Genomic DNA, 25,104 nt, shown 5'->3' with positions numbered 1-25,104 from the left:
GACAAACCAAAGCCGCCCCCTTGGGACGGCCCGGCTGTTAAATCAGCCGATTACCACTGATAGGTGGCACTGGCGACCACACTGCGTTGATCGCCGTAGTAGCAGTAGGAACCATCACAGGTAGAGATGTAGTCCTTGTTGAACAGGTTGGTGGCGTTCAGTTTCAACGAAGCACCTTTGAGGCTGTTGTCCAGGCGGCCAAGGTCGTAATGCACGGCGGCATCGAACACCGTGTATGCATTGGCCTTACCCAGCCAGGTATTGCCCTGGTCGCCATAGGTATTGCCGGTGTAGCGGGCGCCAGCGCCAATGCCAAAACCGTCGAGCACACCGGTGTGCCAGGTGTAGTCAGTCCACAGGGAGGCTTGCTGGTTTGGCATCAATTGCAGGCGGTTGCCTTTGAAATCGCCTTTTTGCACTTCGGACTTGGCCAGTGTGTAGGCGGCGATGACCTTGAGGTTCTCGGTCACGTCAGACACCGCTTCCAGTTCCAGGCCTTTGACTTTCACTTCGCCGGTCTGGTTGGTGATCGAGACGCCACCGGCCCCGGTGCTGGTGGCCAGGACGTTTTTCTGGGTCAAGTCATAGACCGCGGCACTCAACAGCGTGTTTGAGCCGGGAGGCTGGTACTTGATCCCCAGCTCCCATTGCTTGCCTTCGGTGGGCTTATACGACTCGGTAGGCGAGACGCTGGCATTGCTCGCTGGCTGGAATGATTCGGCGTAGGAGATATATGGCACAAACCCCGAGTCGAACACATAGCTCAGCGCCGCGTTGCCACTGAAGTTCTTACTGCGGTCGGTGTTGGTCGCGTCGTTCTTGTTGAAGTAAGTGGTGCCTTGATGCACCCAGTCTTCACGACCACCCAAGGTCAGGCGCCACTTGTCCAGGGCCATCTGGTCCTGCACGTAGAGACCGGTCTGCACGGTTTTCTGGTTGTAGTCGTAATACGCACCGGAGCGTGCTGGGCGCACGATTGGCTGGCCGTAGACCGGGTTGAAGATGTTGGTGGTCCCGCCGTCACCGTAAATCGAAAGATAGGAAGTATCGGTGCGTTGATGATCCAGGCCCAGCAGCAAGGTGTGCGTGATGTCGCCGGTGGCGAAGTCGGCCTGGAAGTTGTTGTCGACGGCAAACTGACCGATATTCTCGTCAACATTGGTCGACGTACGGCTGATATTGCCCTCAGCGTCAGCTGGGGCGAAAGCGTAGGCACCTACGGTTAGTTGCTGGAAGGACAGTTCTGATTTGGTGTAGCGCAGGTTCTGCTTGAACTGCCAGGTGTCGTTGAAGCGATGCTCGAAGGCGTAGCCCAGTGCGTAGTAAGTACGGTCGTAGAACTCATAGTTCGGGTCGCCCAGGTTCTTGTGATGCGAGACCTCGCCGAGTGGCGATTTGATCTTGGTGCCTTGTATCGGCAGGAACTGACTGGTGGCACCGGTATCGTCGCGAGTGAACTGCGAGAGCAGGGTGAGCTTGGTATCGGTATCGATGTTCCAGGTCAGGCTGGGGGCGATGTTGTAGCGTTTGTTGTCGATGTGATCGACCTGGGTCCCGGCATCGCGCACCACGCCGCTGATGCCATAGAGAAACTCACCTTCATCATCGATCTTGCCGGTGCTGGCGAAGTTGATCTGGCGGTAGTTGTCACTGCCGTACTGCACCTGGATAGCACTGCTCGACTCAGCGCTGGGACGCCGGCTGACCATGTCCAGTAGGCCACCCGGTGGGGTCTGGCCGTACACCGAAGAGGCTGGGCCACGTAGCAGCGCCAGACGATCAAGGTTCCAGGTTTCTGCCTTCGGGTTGGCATACACGCCCCGAGGCAGTGGGAGGCCATCGAGGAATTGTGTGGGCTCGAAGCCGCGCACACGCATCCAGTCGTAGCGAGTATCGCTGCCGTAGCTGGCGGAAACGATACCGGGCATGTACTTGACGGCGTCATCGAGGTTCTGGACGTTGCGGTCCTGCATCTGCTCGCGGGTGGCGACGGAGATCGAACGTGGGGCTTCGACCAGAGCGGTGTCGGTCTTGGTGCCGGCGGCGGTACGAGTCGCCAGATAACCTTCAACGGGCCCCCATGCACTTTCGAGATCGCCTTGGCCAGTAATATTGGTCTCCGGCAACGAAACCACGCCTTCCGGAATCGCCACCAGACTGAACGTCCCCGCACTACTCTGCTCCAGCTGCAACCCGGTGCCACGCAAGGCTTCACGCAGCGCACCCGGTGCATCGAACTGGCCCTGGACCGGTGCCGAGGTTTTACCCGAGGCAAGTGCCGGATTGAGGGTCAGCGCGAGGCCCGCCTGGCTCGCAATCTGGTTCAGGGTGCTGGCCAACGGTGCTGCCGGCAGGTTATAGGCGCGCACGCTGGACGCCTGTTCGGCGGCGATCAGCTGGGTGCTGGCCAGTGGGGCGCTGAGGGCAATCGCCACGGCCAACAGGCTGGGGCGCAACAAGGTGTCTAGCGAGCGGGACATGGGCGGCTCCTGAATGGAAGTAATTCGCAATTGCCTATGTGCCGAACGAGAATCAAAAAGTGATAGGGCCAGATTGAAAATAATTTCTCATCGGAAAAACATACGTTGCGTAGCCGCTGTCGAGCGCCAGCGAGGCTGCGTCAGGCGCGCCACGGATCTTGAACCGAGCCGCGTCCTAAACAGCCTCGCTGGCGCTCGACAGCGGCTACGCAGGGCACCTCCAACCTGCTCAAGATGGTATCTACGGGCGCGAGGTGGCTTTTGCGGTGACGGTCACCCACCACGGCGTGCGCTGTTCGATCTGCACCGGTAAGGTTGGCAATAGCGCATTCAACGCCAGGTCGGTGTCGTGCAGCGGGAAGCTGCCGGTGATCATCAGGTCTGCCACCTGTTTGTCCACGGCCAAGTGCCCGGTGCGATAGCGCCCCAGCTCCTCGATCACATCCCCCAGGCGGGCGTTATCTACCACCAGCATGCCGCGGGTCCAGGCGTCGGTGCCGGGGGTGATGGCCAGCATCGGGCCAAGGCCGTCGCTGCGCATCAGCACTTGCTGGCCTTCCTTGAATATTTGCTCCAGGTGCGACGCTTGCGGCTGGGCGGCGACGGCCGACTGCAACACGCTGAGCCGCGTGCCGTCATCCTCGCGCTTGACGATAAACCGCGTGCCCAAGGCTCGCAGGCGGCCTTCGCGGGTTTCGACGAAAAACGGGCGGGCGTCGTTGTGGCCGGTCTCGACGAGGATTTCGCCTTCCTGCAACACAATCAGCCGGCGCTTTTCGTCAAAGCGCACGTCGATAGCACTGTGGGTGTTGAGGTTGATCACCGTGCCGTCCGCCAGTTTCAGCGTGCGCTGCTCGCCGGTGGCGGTGCGTTGGTCGGCCAGCCAATAGTTGATCGGCACGTATCGTTGGCCGGCAAACAAGGCCAAACCGACCACCAGCACCACACTGGCCAGGCCGCTACCGAGCTTGCGCACACGCCGGCGAATGCCTTCGCGTGACTGCAACAAGGCCGCGCGCGCCGGGCCTGAGGCCACACTGAAACGCTGGTCGAGCATGCCCAATTGGCGCCAGGCGCGGGTGTGCTCCTCATTGCTGGCCAGCCATTTGGCGAACTCTTCGCGCTCCACGGCGCTGCCGTCACCCGAATCCAGGGACAGTTGCCAGGCAATCGCTGCATCCAGAACGGGCGCCGACACCGGTTTGCAGCTGACCTGACTCACAGCGGCTCGCCATACAGCGCGATGTAGCACTGGCGAATGCCCTGGGCCAGGTATTGCCGCACCCGAGGTACGGACACACCCAGGCGCTCGGCGATTTCGGCATGGCCCAGGCCGTCGAGGCGGTTATAGAGGAACGCGGCGCGGGCCTTGCTGGAGAGTTTGCCCAGTAGGCGGTCGATGGCTTTGAGGTCTTCGAGGATCAGTTGCTGTTCTTCCGGGGACGGTTGCTCGCTTTCCGGGATCAGCATCAGTTCGCTGAGGTAGGCCTGTTCCAGGGCGGCGCGGCGGAAATAGTCGAACAGCAGGCCCTTGGCGATGGCCACCAGGAACGCCCGGGGTTCGCGAGGTTCGCGCAATTCTTCACGGCCCAGCAGGCGCATGAACGTGTCCTGGCTCAGGTCTTCGGCCCGGCTGGGGCAGGCCACATTGCGTCGCAGCCACGCCAACAGCCAGCCACGATGGTCGCGGTACAACGCGCCAACAAGCTCACTGTGGGGACTTTGGGCTGACGACAAGGCATCACCGATCGGGAAGTTTAAACTAACGAGAATTATTCGCGATTGTGTCAGAGGTGCGCAGTGGTGGCAATTGGCGTTGGTCGGTTAGAGGTTCACTGATATCTGCCAGAGGTGCGCGCTTGTTGTGGCGAGGGGGTTTTATTGTGATGTTTGGGCTTGTTGTGGTGAGTTGGCTTGTTGTGGCGAGCGGGCTTGCCCGCGTTGGGCTGCGCAGCAGCCCTAAAACCTGCCTTCTCGGTCCAACTGAAAGATCTCAGCAATCCTATTGGGGCTGCTTCGCAGCCCAACGCGGGCAAGCCCGCTCGCCACAGGGTCGCGTTTAACTGCTTAGAAAGAGGGCGCTTGTTTACGGCGCTTCCACTGGCTCAACCGCTGCTGCAGCGCCAACGGACTGTCCAATTGCTGCTGCCGCGCCCGGCTGAACAAAATCAACATCAATTCCGCCGTCGCCAGCGCATCGGCACTGGCGTGATGACGCTCTCCCACGTGCAGCTTGAAATGCTCGATCCAGTCATCCAGCCCGGCTTCACGAAGAGTAGCGTCGGGGCACAGCAGTGGGGCGATGTCAGCCACGTCGAGAAACGGATGGGCCAGGCGATAACCCAGACTGTCCTTGAGTGCCCGCCCCAGCATGTGCTGATCGAAGGGCGCATGAAACGCCAGCAACGGGCTGTCGCCGACAAACTCCATGAAGTCCATCAGCGCTTGCGCAGGGTCGCAGCCCGCAGCGATGGCGCTGGGGCCCAGGCCGTGGATCAACACGCTGGGGCTGAGCTTGGTCTCTGCTCGATGCAGGGTGCGCTCGAACAGTTGAGAAAAGTCGACGGCACCGTCCTCGATCACTACGGCGCCAATGGACAGCACCTGATCACGGTTGAGGTTCAGGCCGCTGGTTTCCAGGTCCACCACCACCCAACGCTGGTCCCGCAACGAACATTCGCCCAGCTCTCGTGGCCTGGGCAATTGCTCGACACGCCGCTGTTGTATCGAATCCAGGCCAGGCTTGGGTTTACGCAGCCAACTGAACAGGCTCACAGCTGATACCGAAAGGTCAGGCTGCTTTGCAGGCGTTGGGCCTGACGCAGGGACTCTCGCAAGATGCGCCGGTCCAGGTGGTTGAGGCTGTCGGGGTCGACGCGGTTGGAGTAGGGCTGATTCTCGCGGGTTTGCAACTGGTGCTGCTGCATGCGGGTTTGCTGAATAAAATGGTAGGCCTCTTCATAGGCCGCGCCGTCCAGACGCTCGATGACTGCCTTGGCTACTAACTGGCGCAAACGCTCCAGGGTATTGTTGGCGCTGATGCCGTTGGCCAGCGCCAGCAGGCGGGCGCCGTCAACGAAGGGCGTGAGGCCTTGGACCTTGAGGTCGAGGGTGGCCTTTTCCGAGCCTTTGCGCGTCAGTACGAAATCACGGAAGCGCCCCACCGGCGGGCGCTGGCGCAAAGCGTTCTCGGCCATCATGCGTTGGAACACACGGTTATCCGCCACTTGGTCAAGAACTCCTTGGCGTAACTGCTCGCACCCTTGCTCATCGCCCCAGACCACGCGCAGATCGAAGTAGATACTTGAGCCTAACAAGTTCTCCGGAGTTGCCTCGCGAATAAACCCGGAAAACCGCCGTGCCCATTCAGCGCGAGACAGGCACAGCTGCGGGTTGCCAGCCATGATGTTGCCTTTGCACAGGGTAAAGCCGCACAGCGCCAGGCTCTGGTTGATGTGCTGCGCCAGAGGCAGCAGGCGCGCGCGAATCGCGGCGGCTTCGGCAGCATCTTTGGCCTCAAACAGGATGCCGTTGTCTTGGTCGGTGTACAGCGTCTGCTCGCGGCGGCCTTCGCTGCCGAAACACAGCCAACTGAACGGCACGCCGGGGTCGCCCTTGTCCGCCAGGGTCAGCTCGATGACGCGGCACACTGTGTGATCGTTGAGCAGGGTGATGATGTGGGTGATCTGGGTCGACGACGCACCGTGAGCCAGCATGCGCTCTACCAACTGGCCGATTTCGCCACGGATCGCCACCAGGTTCTCCACCCGGGGCGCGTTGCGAATGGTCCGGGCCAGGTGCACCAGGTCCACCCGTTGCAGGGAAAACAGGTCACGCTCGGAGACCACGCCACACAGGCGCTGGTCCTTGACCAGGCAGACGTGGGCGATATGCCGTTCGGTCATGGCAATCGCCGCATCGAATGCACTGTGGTCCGGCGTCAGGAAGAACGGCGCCTGGGTCATATGGCGCTCGATGCTTTGGTTGAAATCGCTGGTGCCGTCGGCCACCACCTGACGCAGATCCCTCAGGGTGAAAATCCCCAAGGGTGCCTTGTGCTCGTCCACCACCACGATGCTGCCGACTTGCTGCTCATGCATCAGCGTGACGGCTTCGCGCAGAGGCGTCAGCGGGCCACAGGTCACCGGGTGCCGCATAGCCAGATCGCCCAGGCGGGTGTTCAGGGAATATTGTGTGCCGAGGGTTTCCACGGCTTTTTGCTGGACTTGCTGGTTGACCTGATCCAACAGGCTGCTCACCCCGCGCAGGGCGAAGTCGCGAAACGGGCTGGAGAGCGCAAACAGTTTGATAAAGGCCGGCTTGTTCAGTTGCAGGCAGAAGGTGTCTTCGGCGGCTTTATGCTCAGTGCGGGTTGCCCGCTCCCCTAGCAGCGCCGCCAGTGGGAAACATTCACCCGTGGTGATTTCGAAGGTGGTTTCGGCTGAGTCCGCCCGCTCGCCGACCACGCGCCCCTGTTTGACGATATAGAAGTGCTCTACCGGGCCGCCCGACGGTTTGAGAATGCTCTCGCCGGGGCTGTAGAAGCGCAATTGGCACTGTTCGACCAGAAACGCCAGGTGGGCATTTTCCATCTGATTGAACGGCGGGAAGCGTTGCAGGAATTGCAGGGTGCCGTGGATGTTCTGCAGCACTGCGGTTTTTCCCGCTTGTGCGAAAGCATCAGCTTTACTCATAACAATGATCGCAGTGTTTTTGTCGTTATCGTCCTGCATGGTCGGCTCCCGCGCGATGGGTGCCCATTGGACGTAAGTCTAGGTAGCGATTACGCCATTCACGACTAGGGAAAAACCTTACATGAATATCGTCCAAACCCCGTAAAACGCCCACTAGGCAAACTTTCCGACGAAGTGCACATTGAGCGCCCTTCTGGTGATGTCTGACGAGTGTGCTGGGAGATTGATTAGAACTGCCGAGAGACGTATGTCCGACCACGATATTTTGAGTGATGCCGAGCGCGAGGCCCTGAGCGCCGTAATGCAGGAGCCTGATTTACCGCCACAACGTGTTTTGATCGTGGACGACGACAAGGACGCACGCGAACTGTTGGCGGAGATTCTTGGTTTGGATGGTATTCGCTGCATGACTGCCGACAGTGGCGAGGCGGCGTGGGATTTGTTGAAGTCCCACAGTTCCATCGGTTTGCTGATCACCGATCTGCGTATGGAGCCGAGCAACGGGCTGCAATTGATACGACAGGTGCGCGGCTCCACCCGGGCGGCGCTGCCGATCATCATCATGTCCGGGGATGCGGAAGCCCCCGACGTTATCGACGCCATGCACCTGAGCGTGGTGGATTTTCTGCTCAAGCCGATTGATAGCGTGAAGTTGGCGAAGATGGTGAAACGGGAGTTGGGGATGGCGACTTAGGCGGGTCGCCGTTGGTCTGGATTCATCAAAACCTGTCAATTATGACAGTAGCGAAAGGTTGAACTCGAGTTGTTTACTGGTTGGGAGAGTGCTGGTCGGGGATCAGCGCCTTATTGGCCTGTGAACAGGAGTTCGTCATGAGTAATAAACAGTTTCCCATCAGTGATGAAGAAATAAAAAAACATAAGGTAGCTGGCAAAGCAGACATCAAAGTTTCTATCGGGAAGGAAGTTCATCTGTATCCGGTGCAGGATATTTTTGGGTATCTGTCCTGGAGTGGCCTCGATGGTGAATGGCCCACTAGCATCCGTATTCACTATGGCAGCGATTTGAAGGCAGGCTCTCATACATTTGAGGCCTCGGACCTGAGGCTGACGTATCGGGACCAGCACGGTCACGAGCGCTTTCGGCCAACATCAGGAAAAGTTCATGTAGTTGTTGAACGCCCAGAGTTCGGTACTGACTTCAAGCACATCGGCAGCTTGGAAGACGTGGCCTATAGCGATGAAGAGCCCACCATACGACTCAATGGCACATATACAGTCTCGTCCGAATCGCATTAAGTCTGTCCTCTCCAAAAGGGCCCCAGGTCTTTCGACTTGGGGCTTTTCACTTTCAGCACTTATTCACAGACCATTCTTAGCCTTGAACTCCCGACGCCGACGATGCAACACCGGCTCGGTATACCCATTCGGTTGCTGGGTCCCTTCAATCACCAACTCCACCGCCGCCTGGAAGGCAATGTTGCTGTCGAAGTCCGGAGCCAGCGGACGGTACAGCGGATCCCCGGCATTCTGCCGATCCACCACTGGCGCCATGCGCTTGAGGCTTTCCAGCACCTGGGCTTCGTTGACGATGCCGTGGCGCAACCAGTTGGCGATCAACTGGCTGGAGATACGCAGGGTGGCGCGGTCTTCCATCAGGCCGACGTCGTTGATGTCCGGCACCTTCGAACAACCCACGCCTTGGTCGATCCAGCGCACCACGTAACCGAGGATGCCCTGGGCGTTGTTGTCCAGTTCGTTGCGGATTTCTTCGTCGGACCAATCGGTATTTTTGGCCAGAGGAATGGTCAGGATGTCATCCACTGACGCACGCTCACGCTTGGCCAACTCGGCTTGGCGGGCGAACACGTCGACCTTGTGGTAATGCAACGCGTGCAGCGCAGCGGCGGTCGGCGAGGGGACCCAAGCGGTGTTGGCGCCGGCCAGCGGGTGGGCGATCTTCTGCTCCAGCATGGCGGCCATCAGGTCGGGCATGGCCCACATGCCTTTGCCGATCTGTGCGCGACCTTGCAGGCCGGTGCTCAGGCCGATATCGACGTTCCAGTTCTCGTAGGCGCCGATCCATTTTTCAGCCTTCATTGCCGCCTTGCGCACCATCGCGCCCGCTTCCATGGAGGTGTGGATTTCATCGCCGGTACGGTCGAGGAAGCCGGTGTTGATGAACACCACGCGCTCGCTGGCGGCCTTGATGCAGGCTTTGAGGTTGACCGTAGTGCGACGCTCCTCGTCCATGATCCCGACTTTGAGCGTATTGCGCGGCAGGTTCAGTACTTCCTCAATGCGGCCGAACAGCTCATTGGTGAACGCGGCTTCTTCCGGGCCATGCATTTTCGGTTTAACGATGTAGACCGAACCGGTGCGGCTGTTCTTGCGGCTGTTGTTGCCGTTGAGGCTGTGGATTGCAGCGAGGCTGGTCAGCAGGCCGTCGAGGATGCCTTCCGGCACTTCGTTGCCATCTTTGTCGAGGATCGCGTCGATGGTCATCAGGTGACCGACGTTACGCACGAACAACAACGAACGGCCGTGCAGGGTGACGTCCTTGCCATCGACACCGGTGTAGGTGCGATCGGCGTTCATGGTCCGGGTGAAGGTCTTGCCTCCCTTGGCCACGTCTTCGGCCAGGTTGCCTTTCATCAGGCCGAGCCAATTGCGGTAGATCACCACTTTGTCATCGGCATCGACGGCGGCGACGGAGTCTTCGCAGTCCATGATGGTGGTCAGCGCGGCTTCCATCAGGACGTCTTTGACACCGGCAGCATCGGTCTGGCCGACCGGGGTGTTGGCGTCTATCTGGATTTCGAAATGCAGGCCGTGGTTCTTGAGCAAGATGGCGGTCGGCTTGGCGGCGTCGCCCAGGAAACCGATCAACTGAGCATCGTTGCGCAGGCCGCTATTGCTGCCGCCCTTGAGGCTGACGACCAGTTTGCCGTCAACGATTTTGTAGGCGGTGGAATCAACGTGACTGCCGGCAGTCAGCGGTGCAGCTTCGTCGAGGAAGGCGCGGGCGAAGGCGATGACCTTGTCGCCACGGACCTTGTTGTAGCCCTGGCCTTTCTCGGCGCCATTGGCGTCGCTGATCGCATCGGTGCCGTACAGCGCGTCATACAGCGAGCCCCAACGCGCATTGGAGGCGTTGAGGGCGAAGCGCGCGTTCATCACCGGCACGACCAGCTGTGGGCCAGCCATGCGGGCAATTTCGTCATCGACGTTTTGAGTCGTGGCCTGGAAATCGGCGGCTTCTGGCAGCAGGTATCCAATGTCTTGCAGGAAGGCCTTATAGGCCACCGGATCATGGGCCTGGCCGGCGTGGGTCTGGTGCCAGGTGTCGATCCGCGCTTGGAAATCGTCGCGTTTGGCGAGTAGGGCTTTGTTCTTCGGCGCCAGGTCGTGGATGACCTTGTCGGCACCGGCCCAGAACTGGTCGGCGGTGAGGCCGGTACCGGGAATGGCTTCGTTGTTCACGAAGTCGAACAGGACTTTGGCGACCTGCAGGCCACCGACTTGAACGTGTTCAGTCATTGCTTGCCTCACTCTGCGGAGCTTAATTCGCTTTTCAGCTTTCCCAATTTACCAATGAAGCCTCTGGCCATTTAAACCACAAACCCTGGGCACCAGTACATGCCATAGATGGCGGCTGGGTGGTTCCAATCAACGGCATAGGCCTTGCTGACGGGGTGTTTGAGGTTACTACGGCGTCTTGGCAGACATCGACCTAACGTTATGTAGTGCGCGCTGCGGCATACTACATGATGAGTTGCGGTTGTGAAAATTAGACTAAATACGTCGTTTAGCGACCCACTTTGGCTGTCCGGTCACAGTGGGGTATCGGATGTTCTCAAAAAACTATTGGATTGTTCCAGATAAATATAAAAATGGTACACGATTTGTTTTAAAGGCTCGCTATTGGCAGGGGCCTATACTCGCTGATCAACCACAAAAAGAGGGCTGATACCATGGACCATCTCGTACTCACCGTCATCGCTGCGGACAAACCGGGCGTGGTCGAACGCATTGCCCAATGCATTGCCTCCTTTGGTGGCAACTGGTTGGAAAGTCGCATGGCGCACATGGCGGGGCAGTTTGCGGGGATCTTGCGCGTGAGCGTGCCCGTTGAGAATCGTAAGGAGCTGATCGCGGCGCTGGAGGATTTATCGACCCATGGCATTCGCGTCTTGCTGGGTGAAAGCAGTGTCTCTGTCGGCAGCGAGTGGCAACCCATTGCCATGGAGTTGGTGGGCAATGATCGTCCGGGGATCGTTCGCGATATCACGGCGTTGCTGAGCAAGCAGGGCGTCAACCTGGAACGCTTGATCACCGACGTACGCCCGGCACCCATGAGCAGCGACCTGTTGTTCCACGCAGAGGCCTTGCTGGCGGTGCCGCTGACCTTGCCGCTGGAAACCTTGCAGGCAGCCCTGGAAACCCTGGCAGACGACTTGATGGTGGAGTTGGAGTTCCGCAGCGAGGAGTAACGGTCCACCGAGGTTATGCATGGAAATCTTGCATGGGCCTGTGGATAACCTGTAGAGACCCGGCGCCAGGCCACACCCGCCGGGGCTTCGCTTCGATTGAGCAAAAAACGAGCAGTTTCAATGGCTTGTGCACAAACGCCGGGGACCCGCTTGTGGATTACCTTGGGGTGGATGTCTGCAAGCCACGCAGGCTGTGGCTTACAGAGGTTTGTACGTTATTTGATCAGCGTTTGCGTATCGTCAGCCAGGCGTCGATGCTGTAGACCACCAGGCCGGCCCAGATAAACAGGAAGGCGATCAGCGTACTCGGTGCCAAGTGTTCATTGAACAGCAGCACCGCTTCCAGCAGTACCAGAGTCGGCGCCACGTATTGCAGGAAGCCCAGGGCTGTGTAGGGCAAATGCCGGGCGGCGGCGTTGAAACACACCAGCGGGATCAAGGTTACCGGGCCTGCGGCCACCAGCCACCAGGCTTCGGACGTGCCCCAGAACTCCATTTGCGCACTGTGGGCTGTCGGGTTGAACAACAACCAGACGACGGCAATGGGCACCAGCATCCAGGTTTCCACCACCAGCCCTGGCAGCGCCTTGACCGGCGCCTGCTTGCGGATCAAACCATAGAAACCAAAGGTCAACGCCAGCACCAGTGATACCCACGGCAGGCTGCCCACCTGCCACACCTGTTGCGCGACACCCAAGGCGGCCAGCACAACGGCCAGCCATTGCAGACGGCGCAGGCGTTCGCCCAGGATCACCATGCCCAGCAGCACATTGACCAGCGGATTGATGTAATACCCCAGGCTCGCTTCGAGCATGCGCCCGTCGTTCACCGCCCACACATAGGTCAGCCAGTTGGCTGCGATCAGGGTGCCGCTCAGCGCCAGAATCGCCAGGCGTTTTGGGTTGTCCCGCAGTTCACGGAACCACCCCGGGTGTTTCCAGACCATCAGCAGCAAACCGCCGAACAGTGCCGACCACAGCACACGATGGACAATGATTTCTGCGGCCGGGACGCTGGCAATGGCTTTGAAGTAGATGGGGAACAGGCCCCAGATAATGTAGGCGCTCAGGCCCAATATGTACCCGCGGCGGGGGTTGGCGGCTTGCATGCAAAATCCTTGCTTAGGCAGCTAACAAAGCCGCGATTGTAAGGATATTTGTCAGGAAAGAGGCACGCAATTTTTGATTTGTAGCCGCTGCCGAGGCACGAGGCTGCGATGGGGTGCGTAGCAGCCCCACGGCGGTCCTGCGGACACGCATCGCAGCCTCGTGCCTCGGCAGCGGCTACAGGTCAGAAAAGCTTCAGGGGTTCTTCATTCAGCGCCGACAGCTGCTCGCGCAAGGCCAGCACCTGATCGCCCCAATACCGCTCGGTACCGAACCACGGGAAGCTGTGGGGGAATGCCGGGTCATCCCAGCGTCGTGCCAGCCAGGCGCTGTAATGCATCAGGCGCAAGGCGCGTAGCGGCTCGATCAGCGCCAGCTCGCGCGGGTCGAAGTCGTGGAATTCCCGGTAGCCGTCCATCAACTCCGACAACTGCCCCAGGCATTCCTGACGATCCCCGGCGAGCATCATCCACAGGTCCTGCACTGCCGGGCCCATGCGGCAGTCGTCGAGGTCGACGATGTGGAACATTTCATCGCGGCACATCATGTTGCCGGGGTGGCAGTCGCCGTGCATGCGGATGTTCTTGTGGGGTGTGGTCTTGTAGACCTCTTCCACACGCTTGAGCAGGTCGCGGGCCACGGACTCGTAGGCCGGCAGCAGGCTCTTGGGGATGAAGTTGCCTTCCAGCAGGGTGGTGAGGGAATCGTGGCCGAAGTTCTTCACGCCCAAGGCTTCGCGGTGCTCGAAAGGACGTGTGGAACCGACCGCGTGCAAGCGGCCCAGCAGTTGCCCAAGGCGATACAGTTGATCGAGATTGCCCGGCTCCGGCGCGCGGCCACCACGGCGGGGGAACAGGGTGAAACGGAAACCGGCGTGTTCGAACAGGCTTTCACCGTTGTGAATCATTGGCGCCACCACCGGCACTTCGCACTCGGCCAGTTCGAAGGTGAAGCGGTGCTCTTCCAGGATCGCGTCGTTGGTCCAACGCTGAGGACGGTAGAACTTCGCGATCAGTGGCTCGGAGTCTTCGATGCCAACCTGGTAGACACGGTTTTCGTAACTGTTGAGCGCGAGCACGCGGGCGTCACTGAGAAAACCGATGCTCTCGACAGCGTCGAGCACGAGGTCTGGGGTAAGTGTTTCAAACGGGTGAGCCATGCGAACTCCTGCGCGCAGCAGGGCGCCGCGTCCGGCCCGGTATGGTAACGCACACGGGGCGGGATAGGTGGTCGGCTATTGTGGCGAGGGGGCTTGCCCCCGTTGGGCTGCGCAGCAGCCCCAGAACCTGCCGCCGAGTTCTTCCTGGAGGACCTCGGTGATTTTATTGGGCTGCTTCGCAGCCCAACGGGGGCAAGCCCACTCGCCACAGGGGATCAGGCGCCGACGATCCCGCCATCTTCCCGGCGAATCACCATCACCGAAGACCTTGGCTTGCCATTCGGCAAGTGTTCAGGCCAGGTCGAGCCACCGGTTTCCCCTGGGTGCTGAATCCCCACAAACAAGGCTTTCTGGTCCGGCGAGAAACTGATCCCCGTCACCTCACACGACACCGGCCCCACCATGAACCGGCGAATCTCACCCGTGTTCGGGTCGGCGCAGAGCATCTGGTTATTGCCCATGCCGGCAAAATCGCCCTTGTTGCTGTAGTCGCCATCGGTAAGGATCCACAACCGCCCAGCCTTGTCGAAACCCAGGCCATCGGGGCTGTTGAACATGTTCTGCGGGTTGATGTTGGACGAGCCGGCCTTCGGCGTACCAGCGTGCACGCCCGGGTTGCCGGCGACCACAAACAGGTCCCAGGAGAAGTCCATGGCGCCATGGTCATCGGCGTTGGCCTTCCAGCGCAGGATCTGGCCGTAGACGTTTTTCTCCCGCGGGTTTGGCCCGCCCACCGGTTGGCCTTCTTCGCCGCGCTTGGCGTTGTTGGTCAGGGTGCAATAGACCTGGCCGTCGGCGGGACTGACCACGATCCATTCCGGGCGGTCCATGCGTGTGGCTTTCACCACGCTGGCGGCCAGGCGGGCATGGATCAGTACTTCGGCCTGGCTGGCAAAACCGCTGTTGGCATCAATACCGTTTTTGCCGAACGTCAGCTCAACCCACTGGCCCTTGCCCTTGGGGTGATCGGCATTGCCGTCGCCCGCATCGAAGATCGCCACGTACAAAGTGCCATGGTCCAGCAAGTCTTTATTGGCCTTGGGATGCCTGTGATTGATCTTGTCGCGGCTGATGAACTTGTAGATGAACTCGCCGCGTTCATCGTCACCCATGTACACCACGGCACGGCCGTCGCGGGTTTCGGCGAGGGCCGCGTTTTCATGCTTGAAGCGGCCCAGGGCGGTGCGCTTGACTGGGGTGGATTGTGGGTCGAACGGATCGATTTCCACCACCCAGCCATGGCGATTGAGTTCATTCGGGTTCTTCGCCATGTCGAAGCGCGGATCGTGCGGGTGCCAGTTGATCTCCCGGCTGGCCGCCGCCACGCCGTAGCGTTTTTGCCCGGCGTCGAAGGTCTGCTGTGGGTTGCTGCTGCCGAAGCAGTCGGTGAAGTTTTCTTCGCAGGTCAGGTAAGTGCCCCACGGCGTCTTGCCGTTGGCGCAGTTCTGGAACGTGCCTAGGACTTTTTTGCCGCTCTTGTCGGCACGGGTTTTCAGCCAGGCATGCCCGGCCGCCGGGCCACTCAGGCGCAGCGGCGAGTTGCCGTGGATGCGCCGGTTGTAGCGCGAGTCCTGGACGAACTGCCAACTGTCGCCCTGGCGTTTGATTTCGATGACTGACACACCTTCGCTGGCCAAGGCCTTGCGCACGTCTTCGGCCGATTGCGGCGCGCCGCCGTGGGCAAACAGGTAGTGGTAATTGGTGTATTCGTTGTTGATCGCCATCAGCGCCCGGTTGTTGTCGCCGGGAAACGGGAACAGGCTCATGCCGTCGTTGTTGTCGCCGAACTGTTGTTCCTGGGCCTTGGCCGTGCCATTGCCGCTGGGGTCGAAGGCCGGCGCGTTCTTGTGCAGGGGCTGGCCCCAACTGATCAGCACCGATGAGGTGTAGCCCGGCGGCAGCGTGATGGTGTCGCTGGTGGCAGCAGCGATGCTGGTAAAGCCCAGCAACGGACTGCCGGACGCGGCGCTGACACCGGCGGCCAGGGCGCTGCGGGTCAGCAGGTTACCGCCGAGGAACATCGCGGCACCACACAGGGCACCGGCGCCGATAAAGCGACGGCGGCTGAGGCCGACCATCTGTTCGAGGTCGGTGGCTTGGTTTTCTTCTAATAGGCTCATATCAGGCTCCCTGCGGGTTTTTGCAGACACCTTAAGGAGCGCTCGTGACCAAATTGTTGCAGTTTTAATCTATACCGGCGTGCCCAGTAGGACGTTGCTGGGGGCGAACTGCACCTGAATGGTTTTTCCTTGCTTGGCGCCAATCGCCTTGAGCTCGGCGGGCTGCGCCAGGGCGCACAAAACCTGGCCGTTGGGCAGGGTGATTCTGACCTCGCTGGGACCATCGTCAGCATCGAGAATCGCCTCGATGTTGCCGCTCAGACAATTGTGTCCAAGTGTTGCGGCGTGCTCGGTCGCCAGGACATCCAGCCAACCCGCCTTGATCAGCGCCACCACCTCAGTACCGATTTCCAGTTCCAGGTGCAGGGTGCTGTCGTGGGTGATCTGCGCCTCAAGGGTCAACCCGCCGGCCAGTTCCAGACGCACCAGGTCATTGCGGCCATGGTTGTCGATGGCGATGACTTTGCCGTGCAGTTGGTTACGGGCGCTGGTACGCAGCATCAGGCGGCCGAGCAGATCGAGGTCGCTGGCGTCCTCGGCGGCGTCCAATACTTGAGCCTGCAACACTTGCAGGCGTTGATAGAGGCGCAACACCCGTTCGCCTTCAGCAGATAACCGAGCGCCACCGCCACCTTTGCCGCCGACGCTGCGTTCAACCAGCGGTTTTTGCGCCAGGTTGTTCAACTCATCGATGGCGTCCCAAGCGGCCTTGTAGCTCAAGCCGGCGCTTTTTGCTGCGCGAGTGATGGAGCCTTGCTCGGCGATATGTTGCAGCAAGGCAATGCGCTGGGGGCGACGGACGATATGTTGGCTCAGCAGAGTCGGTAAAGGCATGGCGAACGGTTACACGCTGGGATGGAATGGACGGGACGTTGCGGCCAGGGGGCGCTGGAGTCAAGTCATGTGCCGGGTTTCGGCGTGCGGGCCAGGCAGTACACGTCGACCTGCCGCGCGCCCGCCTTCATCAGCAGGCGGGCCAGGCTGTCGGTGGTGGCACCGGTGGTCAGCACATCGTCCACCAGGGCCAGGTGGCGGCCCTTGACCTGATCACTGTGGTTCAAGGCAAAGGCCCGGAGCAGGTTGCGTTTGCGGGCCTTGGCGTCCAGGTCCTGCTGTGCCACGGTTTCGTGAGGGCGCAGTAACAGGTGCTCCTCAACCGGAATATCCAGGTTTTTGCCCAGCCATCGCGCAAGCATCGACGCTTGGTTATAGCCTCTTTCCCGCAGGCGTTTACGGGCCATGGGCACTGGCAGCAGGCAGTCAGGGCGTGTCAGTTCAGCGTTTTCATAGCGGTCTTGCAGGAACTGTCCCAGCAGGTGCGCCAGCAAATGCCCCAAAGGCCATTTGGCCTGATGCTTGAAACGGCTGATCAGGCTGTCGATGGGGAAGCTGTAGGTCCACGGCGCGATCACTTGTTTAAACGCTGGTGGCTGCCGTTGGCATTGGCCGCAGATCAAGCCTTCCATGGGCAAGGGCAGGGCGCACACGTTGCAGTGATCCATCAGCCATGGCAGTTCGGTTTCGCAGGCGTTACAGATCGAATGGGCGGTTTCTGTGTGTTCATCGCAGACTAAACAGGTCTGGTTGCTTTTTAACCAGATGTAAACTTCGTGTTTGTAGTTGGGTTGACAGTGCATGAATCTTCCTTAAATATGCCGAGCATCCGTGTCGTGCCTGTGGGTATTGCCTCCCACAGTGTTTGCCAAAGCATAATCAAGGAATCGCCCATGAGCGCCAGCACCACTGCCAACCTGCGTCACGATTGGTCTCTCGCCGAAGTCAGAGCGCTGTTCGTTCAGCCCTTCAATGACCTGTTGTTCCAGGCGCAGACCGTGCACCGCGCGCATTTCGATGCCAATCGGGTCCAGGTTTCCACCTTGCTGTCGATCAAGACCGGTGCCTGCCCGGAAGATTGCAAATATTGTCCGCAGTCGGGCCACTACAATACTGGCCTGGAAAAAGAGAAGTTGATGGAGGTGCAGAAGGTCCTCGAAGAGGCTGCTCGCGCCAAAGCTATCGGCTCGACTCGTTTCTGCATGGGCGCCGCCTGGAAACACCCGTCGGCCAAAGACATGCCCTACGTGCTGCAAATGGTCAAAGGCGTGAAGGCCATGGGCCTGGAAACCTGCATGACCCTCGGCCGCCTCGATCAGGACCAGACCGAAGCCCTGGCCCAGGCTGGCCTGGACTACTACAACCACAACCTTGACACTTCGCCTGAGTTCTACGGCTCCATCATCACCACACGCACCTACGGCGAGCGCTTGCAAACCTTGGCCTACGTGCGTGATTCGGGGATGAAGATCTGTTCCGGCGGCATTCTGGGTATGGGCGAATCCCTCGACGACCGCGCCAATCTGCTGATCCAGTTGGCCAACCTGCCGGAGCATCCGGAGTCGGTGCCGATCAACATGCTGGTGAAAGTCGCCGGTACGCCACTGGAAAATGCCGAAGATATCGACCCGTTCGACTTCATCCGCATGCTGGCCGTGGCGCGCATCCTGATGCCGCTATCTCACGTTCGCCTGTCCGCCGGCCGTGAAGCCATGAACGAGCAGATGCAGGCCCTGGCGTTCTTCGCTGGCGCCAACTCGATTTTCTATGGCGACAAACTGCTGACCACCGCCAACCCGCAGGCCGACAAGGACATGCAACTGTTCTCGCGTTTGGGGATCCTGCCGGAGGCGCGTGAAGAGCACGCCGATGAAGTGCATCAGGCGGCGATCGAGCAGGCGTTGGTGGAGCAAAAGAGCAGCGAGCAGTTCTATAACGCAGCTGTTCAATAACTTCATTTGGACTGCAATTCAAATGTGGGAGCGGGCTTGCTCGCGAATGCGGCATGTCAGTCAAAGTATCTGGCGACTGACCCACCGCTTTCGCGAGCAAGCCCGCTCCCACATTTCTGACCGCGTTCACCCTGACCTACCGAGGCCTGCATGTCTTTCGATCTCGCCGCGCGTCTCGCTGCCCGTCGTGCCGAACACCTCTATCGTCAACGCCCGTTGCTGGAAAGCCCTCAAGGCCCGGAAGTGGTGGTGGACGGTCAACCGTTGCTGGCGTTCTGCAACAATGACTACCTGGGCCTGGCCAATCACCCGCAAGTGATCGAAGCCTGGCGCGCCGGCGCGACCCGTTGGGGTGTCGGCGGTGGCGCTTCGCACTTGGTGATCGGCCACAGCACTCCACACCATGAGCTGGAAGAAGCCTTGGCCGACCTGACCGGTCGTCCACGTGCGCTGCTGTTCACCACCGGTTATATGGCCAACCTCGGCGCGGTCACGGCGCTGGTGGGGCAGGGCGATACGGTGCTGGAAGACCGTCTTAACCACGCCTCGCTGCTGGACGCGGGCCTGCTGTCCGGTGCGCGCTTCAATCGTTATCTGCACAACGACGCCGCCAGCCTGGCCAAGCGCCTGGAGAAAGCCACCGGCAATACGCTGGTGGTCACCGACGGTGTGTTCAGCATGGACGGCGACCTTGCCGACTTGCCGGCCCTGGCCCGCGAAGCTCGGGCCAAGGGCGCCTGGTTGATGGTCGACGACGCCCACGGCTTTGGCCCGCTGGGTGCCAACGGTGGCGGGATCGTCGAGCATTTCGGCTTGAGCCAGGAGGACGTGCCGGTGTTGGTGGGCACGTTGGGCAAGGCGTTCGGTACTGCTGGCGCGTTTGTCGCGGGCAGTGAAGAGCTGATCGAAAGCTTGATCCAGTTCGCCCGTCCCTATATCTACACCACCAGCCAGCCTCCAGCGCTGGCCTGCGCGACGCTCAAAAGCCTGGAATTACTGCGCACCGAACACTGGCGTCGCGAGCACCTCAATGGCTTGATCCGCCAGTTCCGCCAGGGTGCGCAGCAGATTGGCCTGGAGTTGATGGACAGCTTCACGCCGATCCAGCCGATCATGATTGGCAGCAGTGCCCGGGCGATTCGTTTGTCTCAGATGCTGCGCGAACGTGGGCTGATGGTGACGGCAATTCGACCGCCGACCGTGCCCGCCGGCAGTGCTCGCCTGCGGGTAACCTTGTCGGCAGCCCACAGTGAAGCCCAGGTCCAGCTATTGTTAAGCGCGTTGGAAGCGTGTTTGTGCTTGTTAGGCCAGGAGCCCGACCATGCGTGATCGACTGATACTGCTGCCCGGCTGGGGCCTTGGTGTATCGCCGATGGAACCGTTGGCGGCGGCGTTGCAGGGGTTGGACGAGCGTCTGCGGGTGCAGGTCGAACCGTTGCCGGAGATGGATTCCAGCGATCTCGGCGAATGGCTCGATGAACTGGACGCCACGCTGGCGGATAACGCCTGGCTCGGCGGCTGGTCCTTGGGGGGCATGCTCGCCTCCGAACTGGCAGCACGCCGGGGAGATCGTTGCTGTGGCTTGCTGACCCTGGCCAGTAACCCGTGTTTTGTCGCCTACGACGACTGGCCGAGCGCAATGCCTGCCGAAACCTTCGATGCGTTCCTCGCCGGTTGCCATGCCGACTCCCAAGTCACCCTCAAGCGCTTTGGCCTACTGTGCGCCAAGGGCGCCGAAGATCCACGGGGACTGGCGCGCTTGCTGGTCAGCAGTGCGCCGAATACGCCGTCTTCGGTATTGATGACCGGCCTTGAGTTGCTCGCGCAGATGGACACACGGGACGCCTTGCAAGCGTTTCGTGGTCCGCAGTTGCATCTGTTTGCGGGGATGGACGGCTTGGTGCCGGCCGAGGCTGCTGGTCATCTGCTGAAGTTACTGCCGGATGTTGAAATCGGTCTGATTGAACAGGCCGGTCACGCTTTTCTTCTGGAAGATCCCCACGGTGTGGCGGGGGCGATCCAGGCTTTTTTGCATGAGTGCGGTGATGACTGATTTGTCCCATCCTCCCCTGCCAGGCGCCTTGCCGGACAAGCGCCAGGTAGCGGCCTCCTTTTCCCGTGCTGCGGCCAGTTATGACAGCGTTGCCGAGTTGCAACGTGCGGTCGGCGGTGAGTTGTTGCAGCGTTTGCCTCAAGGGTTTACGCCACGGCGCTGGCTGGACTTGGGCTGCGGCACCGGGTATTTCAGCCGGGTCATGGGCCAGGCGTATTCAGCGAGCCAAGGCTTGGCGCTGGATATCGCCGAGGGCATGCTCAACCACGCCCGACCCTTGGGCGGAGCCGAGCACTTTATTGCCGGTGATGCCGAGCGGTTGCCGTTACAGGACGGCAGTTGCGAGTTGATCTTCTCCAGCCTGGCGGTGCAGTGGTGTTCCGATTTCGCCGCAGTGCTGAGGGAGGCTCACCGAGTGTTGCAGCCCGGTGGTGTGTTGGCGTTTGCCAGCCTGTGTGTGGGGACGCTGGATGAACTGCGCGAAAGCTGGCGGGCAGCGGATGGCATGGTTCACGTCAATCGTTTCCGGCCGTTCAGCACGTATCAACAGCTGTGCGATAGCAGCGGCTTTCGGGTGCTGGGCCTGGAGCAATGCCCCCACGTGCTGCATTACCCGGATGTACGCAGCCTGACTCACGAATTGAAAGCATTGGGTGCGCACAATCTGAATCCAGGGCGCCCGGGTGGCTTGACTGGCCGGGCGCGGATTGTTGCACTGGTTGAAGCCTACGAGCAGTTCCGCCAGTCTCAAGGACTGCCGGCCACCTACCAGGTGGTGTATGCCGTATTGGAGAAACCACTATGAATGCTGCTTACTTCATCGCTGGCACTGATACCGATGTCGGCAAAACCACCATCGCCGCAGGCCTGCTGCATGCCGCCCGGCAACTGGGCAAGACGACAGCGGCCGGCAAACCGGTGGCCTCAGGCTGTGAAGTAACGCCCAAGGGGCTGCGCAACGCCGATGCCTTGGCCCTGCTGGCTGAGTGTTCGTTGCTGCTGAGTTACGCCGAGGTCAATCCGGTGGCATTCGAGCCGGCCATTGCGCCGCATCTGGCGGCCCGTGAAGCCGGTGTCTTGCTGACGGTTCAATCCTTGCTCAAACCCATGCAACACCTGCTCGCCAAGCAGGCGGATTTTACCTTGATTGAAGGGGCGGGCGGCTGGCGTGTGCCATTGGCTGACCAGGACAATCTGTCGGACGTGGCCAAGGCGTTGCAACTGCCGGTGATTCTGGTGGTGGGCGTGCGCCTGGGCTGCATCAGCCATGCCTTGCTGACCGCCGAAGCCATCGCTCGAGACGGTCTGTCACTGGCGGGATGGGTGGCCAACATCATCGATCCCAAGACCTCCCGTCTGGAAGAAAACCTCGCCACCCTGGCCGAGCGACTGCCTGCGCCCTGCCTGGGAAGGGTGCCGAAACTCAAGCAGCCGGGCGCCGCAGCGGTAGCCGAGTACCTGCAACTGGACCTGCTTGACTAGTTTTGTCTATGGACAAGGCATTGTGCCATTAGTGTTTTTGACGGGTATTTCCCCGGTATGTCTGCTTCAATAACAGTTCACGATTCTCTGAAGGCAGGTTCAAGCCATGGAAGTCTCTGGAAGCAGCGCGTTTTATTCGGGGCTGAGCAGTATGCAGTCCGGGCAGAACCGTGTGGACGCCGCCGCCGGCAAAATTGCCAGCGCCGCCACCAGCCAACCCTCGGATGCCCTGAACGATCGCTTGCGGGCGGTGGATGGTAACCAGCAATCGAATTCGGCCAGCAATATGGTCGAGATGGCCCAAGGCAAGTTTCAGGTGGAGTTGGGGGCAAAAGTCGCCAAGGCTTCCAATGAAATGCTGGGTACGTTGATCGATACCTACGCTTGAATAGTGTTCACCCACAGCTTTCTGTGGGAGCGGCATCGCTGAGATAGCATCACCTCGGTCCTCCTGACATACCGCGGCGCCTGTTTCGCAGGCAAGCCAGCTCCCACATTTGAGTTTCGTCCCCTCCAGTTTTTTCTTCAACGCTTGAAATTTCATGCGGCATTTCGCTGCAGGCCTTGCTGTGCCTGGTGTTGACCCACGTCATGACAAACGGCATCTGACGGATGCTTGACAAGGATAGGTCGTAAACGTATGTTTCAAACAACTGTTTGACCGCTACAACAAATCCACGCGGTTGTTCATTCCAGATACATCAGCAGAGGTTTATCGCTATGCCTGACTACAAGGCCCCCTTGCGTGATATTCGCTTCGTTCGTGACGAACTGCTCGGCTACGAAGCGCACTATCAGAGCCTGCCGGCTTGCCAGGACGCTACCCCGGACATGGTTGACGCCATTCTCGAAGAAGGCGCCAAGTTTTGTGAGCAGGTGCTGGCACCGCTGAACCGCGTGGGTGACATCGAAGGTTGCACCTGGAGCGAGTCAGGCGTTAAAACCCCTACTGGTTTCAAAGAAGCCTACAAACAGTTCGTCGAAGGCGGCTGGCCAAGCCTGGCCCATGACGTGGCGCACGGTGGCCAAGGCCTGCCGGAGTCCCTCGGCCTGGCAGTGAGCGAGATGGTCGGCGAAGCCAACTGGTCGTGGGGCATGTACCCAGGCCTGTCCCATGGTGCGATGAACACCATTTCCGAGCACGGCACCCCAGAACAGCAAGACGCTTACCTGACCAAACTGGTGTCGGGCGAGTGGACCGGCACCATGTGCCTGACCGAGCCACACTGCGGTACCGACCTGGGCATGCTGCGCACCAAGGCCGAGCCTCAGGCTGATGGTTCCTACAAAGTCTCCGGCACCAAGATCTTCATCTCGGCCGGTGAACACGACATGGCCGACAACATCGTCCATATCGTGCTGGCCCGCCTGCCGGATGCTCCGGCGGGTACCAAAGGTATCTCGCTGTTCATCGTTCCGAAATTCCTGCCGAACGCCGATGGTTCGGTTGGTGAGCGCAACGCTGTTTCCTGTGGCTCCCTGGAACACAAGATGGGCATCCACGGTAACGCCACCTGCGTGATGAACTTCGACGCGGCCACGGGTTTCCTGATCGGCCCGCCGAACAAAGGCCTGAACTGCATGTTCACCTTTATGAACACCGCTCGCCTGGGGACCGCGCTGCAAGGCCTGTCCCACGCCGAAATCGGTTTCCAGGGCGGCCTGAAATATGCCCGCGATCGCCTGCAAATGCGCTCCCTGACTGGCCCGAAAGCGCCGGACAAGGCCGCTGACCCGATCATCGTTCACCCCGATGTACGTCGCATGCTGTTGACCATGAAGGCTTTCGCCGAAGGCAACCGCGCGATGGTGTACTTCACCGCCAAACAGGTCGATATCGTCAAGTACGGTACTGACGACGAAGCCAAGAAACAGGCTGACGCGCTGCTGGCCTTCATGACCCCGATCGCCAAGGCGTTCATGACCGAAGTCGGTTTTGAAGCGGCTAACCACGGCGTGCAAATCTACGGTGGCCACGGTTTCATCGCCGAGTGGGGCATGGAGCAGAACGTTCGCGACAGCCGTATCTCGATGCTGTACGAAGGCACCACCGGCATCCAGGCCCTGGACCTGCTGGGCCGTAAAGTGTTGATGACCCAAGGCGAAGCGCTCAAGGGCTTCACCAAGATCGTCCACAAGTTCTGCCAGGCCAACGAAGGCAACGCAGCCGTGCAAGAGTTCGTTACACCGCTGGCCGCACTGAACAAGGAATGGGGCGAGCTGACCATGAAGGTCGGCATGGCAGCCATGAAGGACCGTGAAGAAGTCGGCGCGGCATCGGTGGATTACCTGATGTACTCCGGCTACGCCTGCCTGGCTTACTTCTGGGCTGATATTGCCCGCCTGGCTGCCGAGAAACTGGCTGCCGGCACCAGCGAAGAGGCGTTCTACACCGCCAAGCTGCAGACTGCGCGCTTCTACTTCCAGCGCATCCTGCCGCGTACTCGCACTCACGTTGCAACCATGCTGTCGGGCGCCAACAACCTGATGGACATGAAAGAAGAGAACTTCGGCCTGGGCTACTAAGCCTTACCGGGTGCCTCTGAAGCCGCCGCTCTTTCGGGAGCGGCGGTTTTTTTATGCGCGATAAAAATCTATGGTCACCCCCATTTTTGCAATACTGATTAACGGGTGGTGTGGTTGGCTTGCTTAAATCTATCCGGCGTCTGTTTGGGGCATGCCCCAGCGCCACGATGAGAGTCGCGCCTGACGATCCTTAAAAACCCGTCGGCTTCTGAAGCCGATTTTTATGTCAGGATCTTCGCCAGGCCGG

21 protein-coding genes are annotated in these 25,104 nt (G+C 60.2%); 10 read left to right on the top strand and 11 right to left on the bottom strand.

What is annotated here, in order from left to right:
* Nucleotides 1-50: 50 nt before the first annotated feature.
* The 5 genes from HKK55_RS23025 to HKK55_RS23005 all read right to left on the bottom strand — a co-directional run bounded on the left by HKK55_RS23025 (nt 51) and on the right by HKK55_RS23005 (nt 7,174).
* A complete protein-coding gene (locus HKK55_RS23025; protein WP_169356716.1) occupies nt 51-2,480 on the bottom strand; it encodes a TonB-dependent siderophore receptor in 2,430 nt (809 codons plus the stop codon).
* Nucleotides 2,481-2,721: 241 nt separating this feature from the next.
* Nucleotides 2,722-3,702 (bottom strand): FecR domain-containing protein, encoded by a 981-nt coding sequence (locus tag HKK55_RS23020; protein WP_169356715.1) that lies wholly within the window; start codon nt 3,700-3,702, stop codon nt 2,722-2,724.
* The gene (locus tag HKK55_RS23015) at nt 3,699-4,217 is read right to left on the bottom strand and encodes an RNA polymerase sigma factor (protein ID WP_169356714.1); all 519 of its coding nucleotides are present in this window, start codon (nt 4,215-4,217) and stop codon (nt 3,699-3,701) included. The genes HKK55_RS23020 and HKK55_RS23015 overlap by 4 nt, the downstream gene beginning before the upstream one ends.
* Before the next feature lie 330 nt (nt 4,218-4,547).
* Nucleotides 4,548-5,255 carry a PolC-type DNA polymerase III gene (locus HKK55_RS23010; RefSeq protein WP_169356713.1) on the bottom strand — a complete coding sequence of 236 codons (708 nt, stop codon included), beginning with the start codon at nt 5,253-5,255 and terminating at the stop codon, nt 4,548-4,550.
* Entirely contained in the window at nt 5,252-7,174 is a 1,923-nt protein-coding gene (locus HKK55_RS23005; RefSeq protein ID WP_178128894.1) for a putative nucleotidyltransferase substrate binding domain-containing protein, read from the bottom strand. The genes HKK55_RS23010 and HKK55_RS23005 overlap by 4 nt, the downstream gene beginning before the upstream one ends.
* A gap of 247 nt (nt 7,175-7,421) precedes the next feature.
* Between HKK55_RS23005 and HKK55_RS23000 the strand changes: the two genes are divergently transcribed.
* Nucleotides 7,422-7,868, top strand: coding sequence for a response regulator (locus HKK55_RS23000; RefSeq protein ID WP_169356711.1), 447 nt, complete (start codon nt 7,422-7,424; stop codon nt 7,866-7,868).
* Between the two features lie 137 nt (nt 7,869-8,005).
* Nucleotides 8,006-8,431 (top strand): hypothetical protein, encoded by a 426-nt coding sequence (locus HKK55_RS22995; RefSeq protein WP_169356710.1) that lies wholly within the window; start codon nt 8,006-8,008, stop codon nt 8,429-8,431.
* A 63-nt stretch (nt 8,432-8,494) separates the two neighbouring features.
* On the opposite strand, the gene HKK55_RS22990 is transcribed toward HKK55_RS22995, so the two are convergent.
* On the bottom strand, nt 8,495-10,672 hold the full coding sequence (locus HKK55_RS22990) for a malate synthase G (RefSeq protein WP_169356709.1): 2,178 nt from the start codon (nt 10,670-10,672) through the stop codon (nt 8,495-8,497).
* A 434-nt stretch (nt 10,673-11,106) separates the two neighbouring features.
* Here HKK55_RS22990 and HKK55_RS22985 point away from each other — a divergent pair, with 434 nt between their 5' ends.
* Nucleotides 11,107-11,625 (top strand): glycine cleavage system protein R, encoded by a 519-nt coding sequence (locus HKK55_RS22985; RefSeq protein WP_169356708.1) that lies wholly within the window; start codon nt 11,107-11,109, stop codon nt 11,623-11,625.
* Between the two features lie 223 nt (nt 11,626-11,848).
* Here the strand turns inward: HKK55_RS22985 and rarD are convergent, their stop codons facing one another.
* The 5 genes from rarD to HKK55_RS22960 form a co-directional block, all read right to left on the bottom strand.
* Entirely contained in the window at nt 11,849-12,733 is an 885-nt protein-coding gene (rarD, locus tag HKK55_RS22980; RefSeq protein ID WP_169356707.1) for an EamA family transporter RarD, read from the bottom strand.
* A 182-nt stretch (nt 12,734-12,915) separates the two neighbouring features.
* Nucleotides 12,916-13,890, bottom strand: a complete 975-nt coding sequence (locus HKK55_RS22975) for a serine/threonine protein kinase (protein WP_169356706.1) — start codon at nt 13,888-13,890, stop codon at nt 12,916-12,918.
* A 215-nt stretch (nt 13,891-14,105) separates the two neighbouring features.
* Nucleotides 14,106-16,010 carry a PhoX family phosphatase gene (locus HKK55_RS22970; protein ID WP_169356705.1) on the bottom strand — a complete coding sequence of 635 codons (1,905 nt, stop codon included), beginning with the start codon at nt 16,008-16,010 and terminating at the stop codon, nt 14,106-14,108.
* 69 nt (nt 16,011-16,079) lie between these two features.
* Complete coding sequence (locus tag HKK55_RS22965) at nt 16,080-16,844, bottom strand: TOBE domain-containing protein (protein WP_169356704.1); 765 nt, start codon at nt 16,842-16,844, stop codon at nt 16,080-16,082.
* Nucleotides 16,845-16,909: 65 nt separating this feature from the next.
* Complete coding sequence (locus HKK55_RS22960; protein ID WP_169356703.1) at nt 16,910-17,647, bottom strand: ComF family protein; 738 nt, start codon at nt 17,645-17,647, stop codon at nt 16,910-16,912.
* A gap of 90 nt (nt 17,648-17,737) precedes the next feature.
* On the opposite strand from HKK55_RS22960, the gene bioB reads away from it, so the two are divergent.
* The 7 genes from bioB to HKK55_RS22925 all read left to right on the top strand — a co-directional run bounded on the left by bioB (nt 17,738) and on the right by HKK55_RS22925 (nt 24,857).
* A complete protein-coding gene (bioB, locus tag HKK55_RS22955) occupies nt 17,738-18,796 on the top strand; it encodes a biotin synthase BioB (protein ID WP_169356702.1) in 1,059 nt (352 codons plus the stop codon).
* Nucleotides 18,797-18,946: 150 nt separating this feature from the next.
* Nucleotides 18,947-20,125 carry an 8-amino-7-oxononanoate synthase gene (gene bioF, locus HKK55_RS22950; RefSeq protein ID WP_169356701.1) on the top strand — a complete coding sequence of 393 codons (1,179 nt, stop codon included), beginning with the start codon at nt 18,947-18,949 and terminating at the stop codon, nt 20,123-20,125.
* A complete protein-coding gene (locus tag HKK55_RS22945) occupies nt 20,118-20,849 on the top strand; it encodes an alpha/beta fold hydrolase (protein WP_169356700.1) in 732 nt (243 codons plus the stop codon). Before bioF ends, HKK55_RS22945 begins: the two co-directional genes overlap by 8 nt.
* Nucleotides 20,842-21,654, top strand: coding sequence for a malonyl-ACP O-methyltransferase BioC (bioC, locus tag HKK55_RS22940; protein WP_169356699.1), 813 nt, complete (start codon nt 20,842-20,844; stop codon nt 21,652-21,654). The genes HKK55_RS22945 and bioC overlap by 8 nt, the downstream gene beginning before the upstream one ends.
* Nucleotides 21,651-22,331, top strand: coding sequence for a dethiobiotin synthase (bioD, locus tag HKK55_RS22935; RefSeq protein WP_169356698.1), 681 nt, complete (start codon nt 21,651-21,653; stop codon nt 22,329-22,331). Before bioC ends, bioD begins: the two co-directional genes overlap by 4 nt.
* Nucleotides 22,332-22,437: 106 nt before the next feature.
* Nucleotides 22,438-22,719, top strand: a complete 282-nt coding sequence (locus tag HKK55_RS22930; protein ID WP_169356697.1) for a pyrroloquinoline quinone biosynthesis protein PqqE — start codon at nt 22,438-22,440, stop codon at nt 22,717-22,719.
* Between the two features lie 332 nt (nt 22,720-23,051).
* Entirely contained in the window at nt 23,052-24,857 is a 1,806-nt protein-coding gene (locus HKK55_RS22925; RefSeq protein WP_169356696.1) for a phenylacyl-CoA dehydrogenase, read from the top strand.
* The last annotated feature ends 247 nt before the right edge of the window (nt 24,858-25,104 follow it).

The organism is Pseudomonas sp. ADAK18 (assembly GCF_012935695.1).
GTDB lineage: Bacteria > Pseudomonadota > Gammaproteobacteria > Pseudomonadales > Pseudomonadaceae > Aquipseudomonas.
Note: the sequence above shows the minus strand (reverse complement) of the source record. Positions and strands in the feature narration are given on the sequence as shown.

Bases quoted from the DNA above. Each gene is read 5' to 3' on its own strand.
- bioF (WP_169356701.1), top strand. From the start codon at position 18,947: ATGTCTTTCGATCTCGCCGCGCGTCTCGCTGCCCGTCGTGCCGAACAC.
- HKK55_RS22995 (WP_169356710.1), top strand. From the start codon at position 8,006: ATGAGTAATAAACAGTTTCCCATCAGTGATGAAGAAATAAAAAAACAT.
- HKK55_RS22925 (WP_169356696.1), top strand. From the start codon at position 23,052: ATGCCTGACTACAAGGCCCCCTTGCGTGATATTCGCTTCGTTCGTGAC.
- HKK55_RS22975 (WP_169356706.1), bottom strand. From the start codon at position 13,890: ATGGCTCACCCGTTTGAAACACTTACCCCAGACCTCGTGCTCGACGCT.
- bioB (WP_169356702.1), top strand. From the start codon at position 17,738: ATGAGCGCCAGCACCACTGCCAACCTGCGTCACGATTGGTCTCTCGCC.
- bioC (WP_169356699.1), top strand. From the start codon at position 20,842: ATGACTGATTTGTCCCATCCTCCCCTGCCAGGCGCCTTGCCGGACAAG.
- HKK55_RS22965 (WP_169356704.1), bottom strand. From the start codon at position 16,844: ATGCCTTTACCGACTCTGCTGAGCCAACATATCGTCCGTCGCCCCCAG.
- HKK55_RS23025 (WP_169356716.1), bottom strand. From the start codon at position 2,480: ATGTCCCGCTCGCTAGACACCTTGTTGCGCCCCAGCCTGTTGGCCGTG.
- HKK55_RS22945 (WP_169356700.1), top strand. From the start codon at position 20,118: ATGCGTGATCGACTGATACTGCTGCCCGGCTGGGGCCTTGGTGTATCG.
- rarD (WP_169356707.1), bottom strand. From the start codon at position 12,733: ATGCAAGCCGCCAACCCCCGCCGCGGGTACATATTGGGCCTGAGCGCC.
- HKK55_RS23000 (WP_169356711.1), top strand. From the start codon at position 7,422: ATGTCCGACCACGATATTTTGAGTGATGCCGAGCGCGAGGCCCTGAGC.
- HKK55_RS23005 (WP_178128894.1), bottom strand. From the start codon at position 7,174: ATGAGTAAAGCTGATGCTTTCGCACAAGCGGGAAAAACCGCAGTGCTG.
- HKK55_RS22930 (WP_169356697.1), top strand. From the start codon at position 22,438: ATGGAAGTCTCTGGAAGCAGCGCGTTTTATTCGGGGCTGAGCAGTATG.
- HKK55_RS22970 (WP_169356705.1), bottom strand. From the start codon at position 16,010: ATGAGCCTATTAGAAGAAAACCAAGCCACCGACCTCGAACAGATGGTC.
- HKK55_RS22985 (WP_169356708.1), top strand. From the start codon at position 11,107: ATGGACCATCTCGTACTCACCGTCATCGCTGCGGACAAACCGGGCGTG.
- HKK55_RS22960 (WP_169356703.1), bottom strand. From the start codon at position 17,647: ATGCACTGTCAACCCAACTACAAACACGAAGTTTACATCTGGTTAAAA.
- HKK55_RS22990 (WP_169356709.1), bottom strand. From the start codon at position 10,672: ATGACTGAACACGTTCAAGTCGGTGGCCTGCAGGTCGCCAAAGTCCTG.
- bioD (WP_169356698.1), top strand. From the start codon at position 21,651: ATGAATGCTGCTTACTTCATCGCTGGCACTGATACCGATGTCGGCAAA.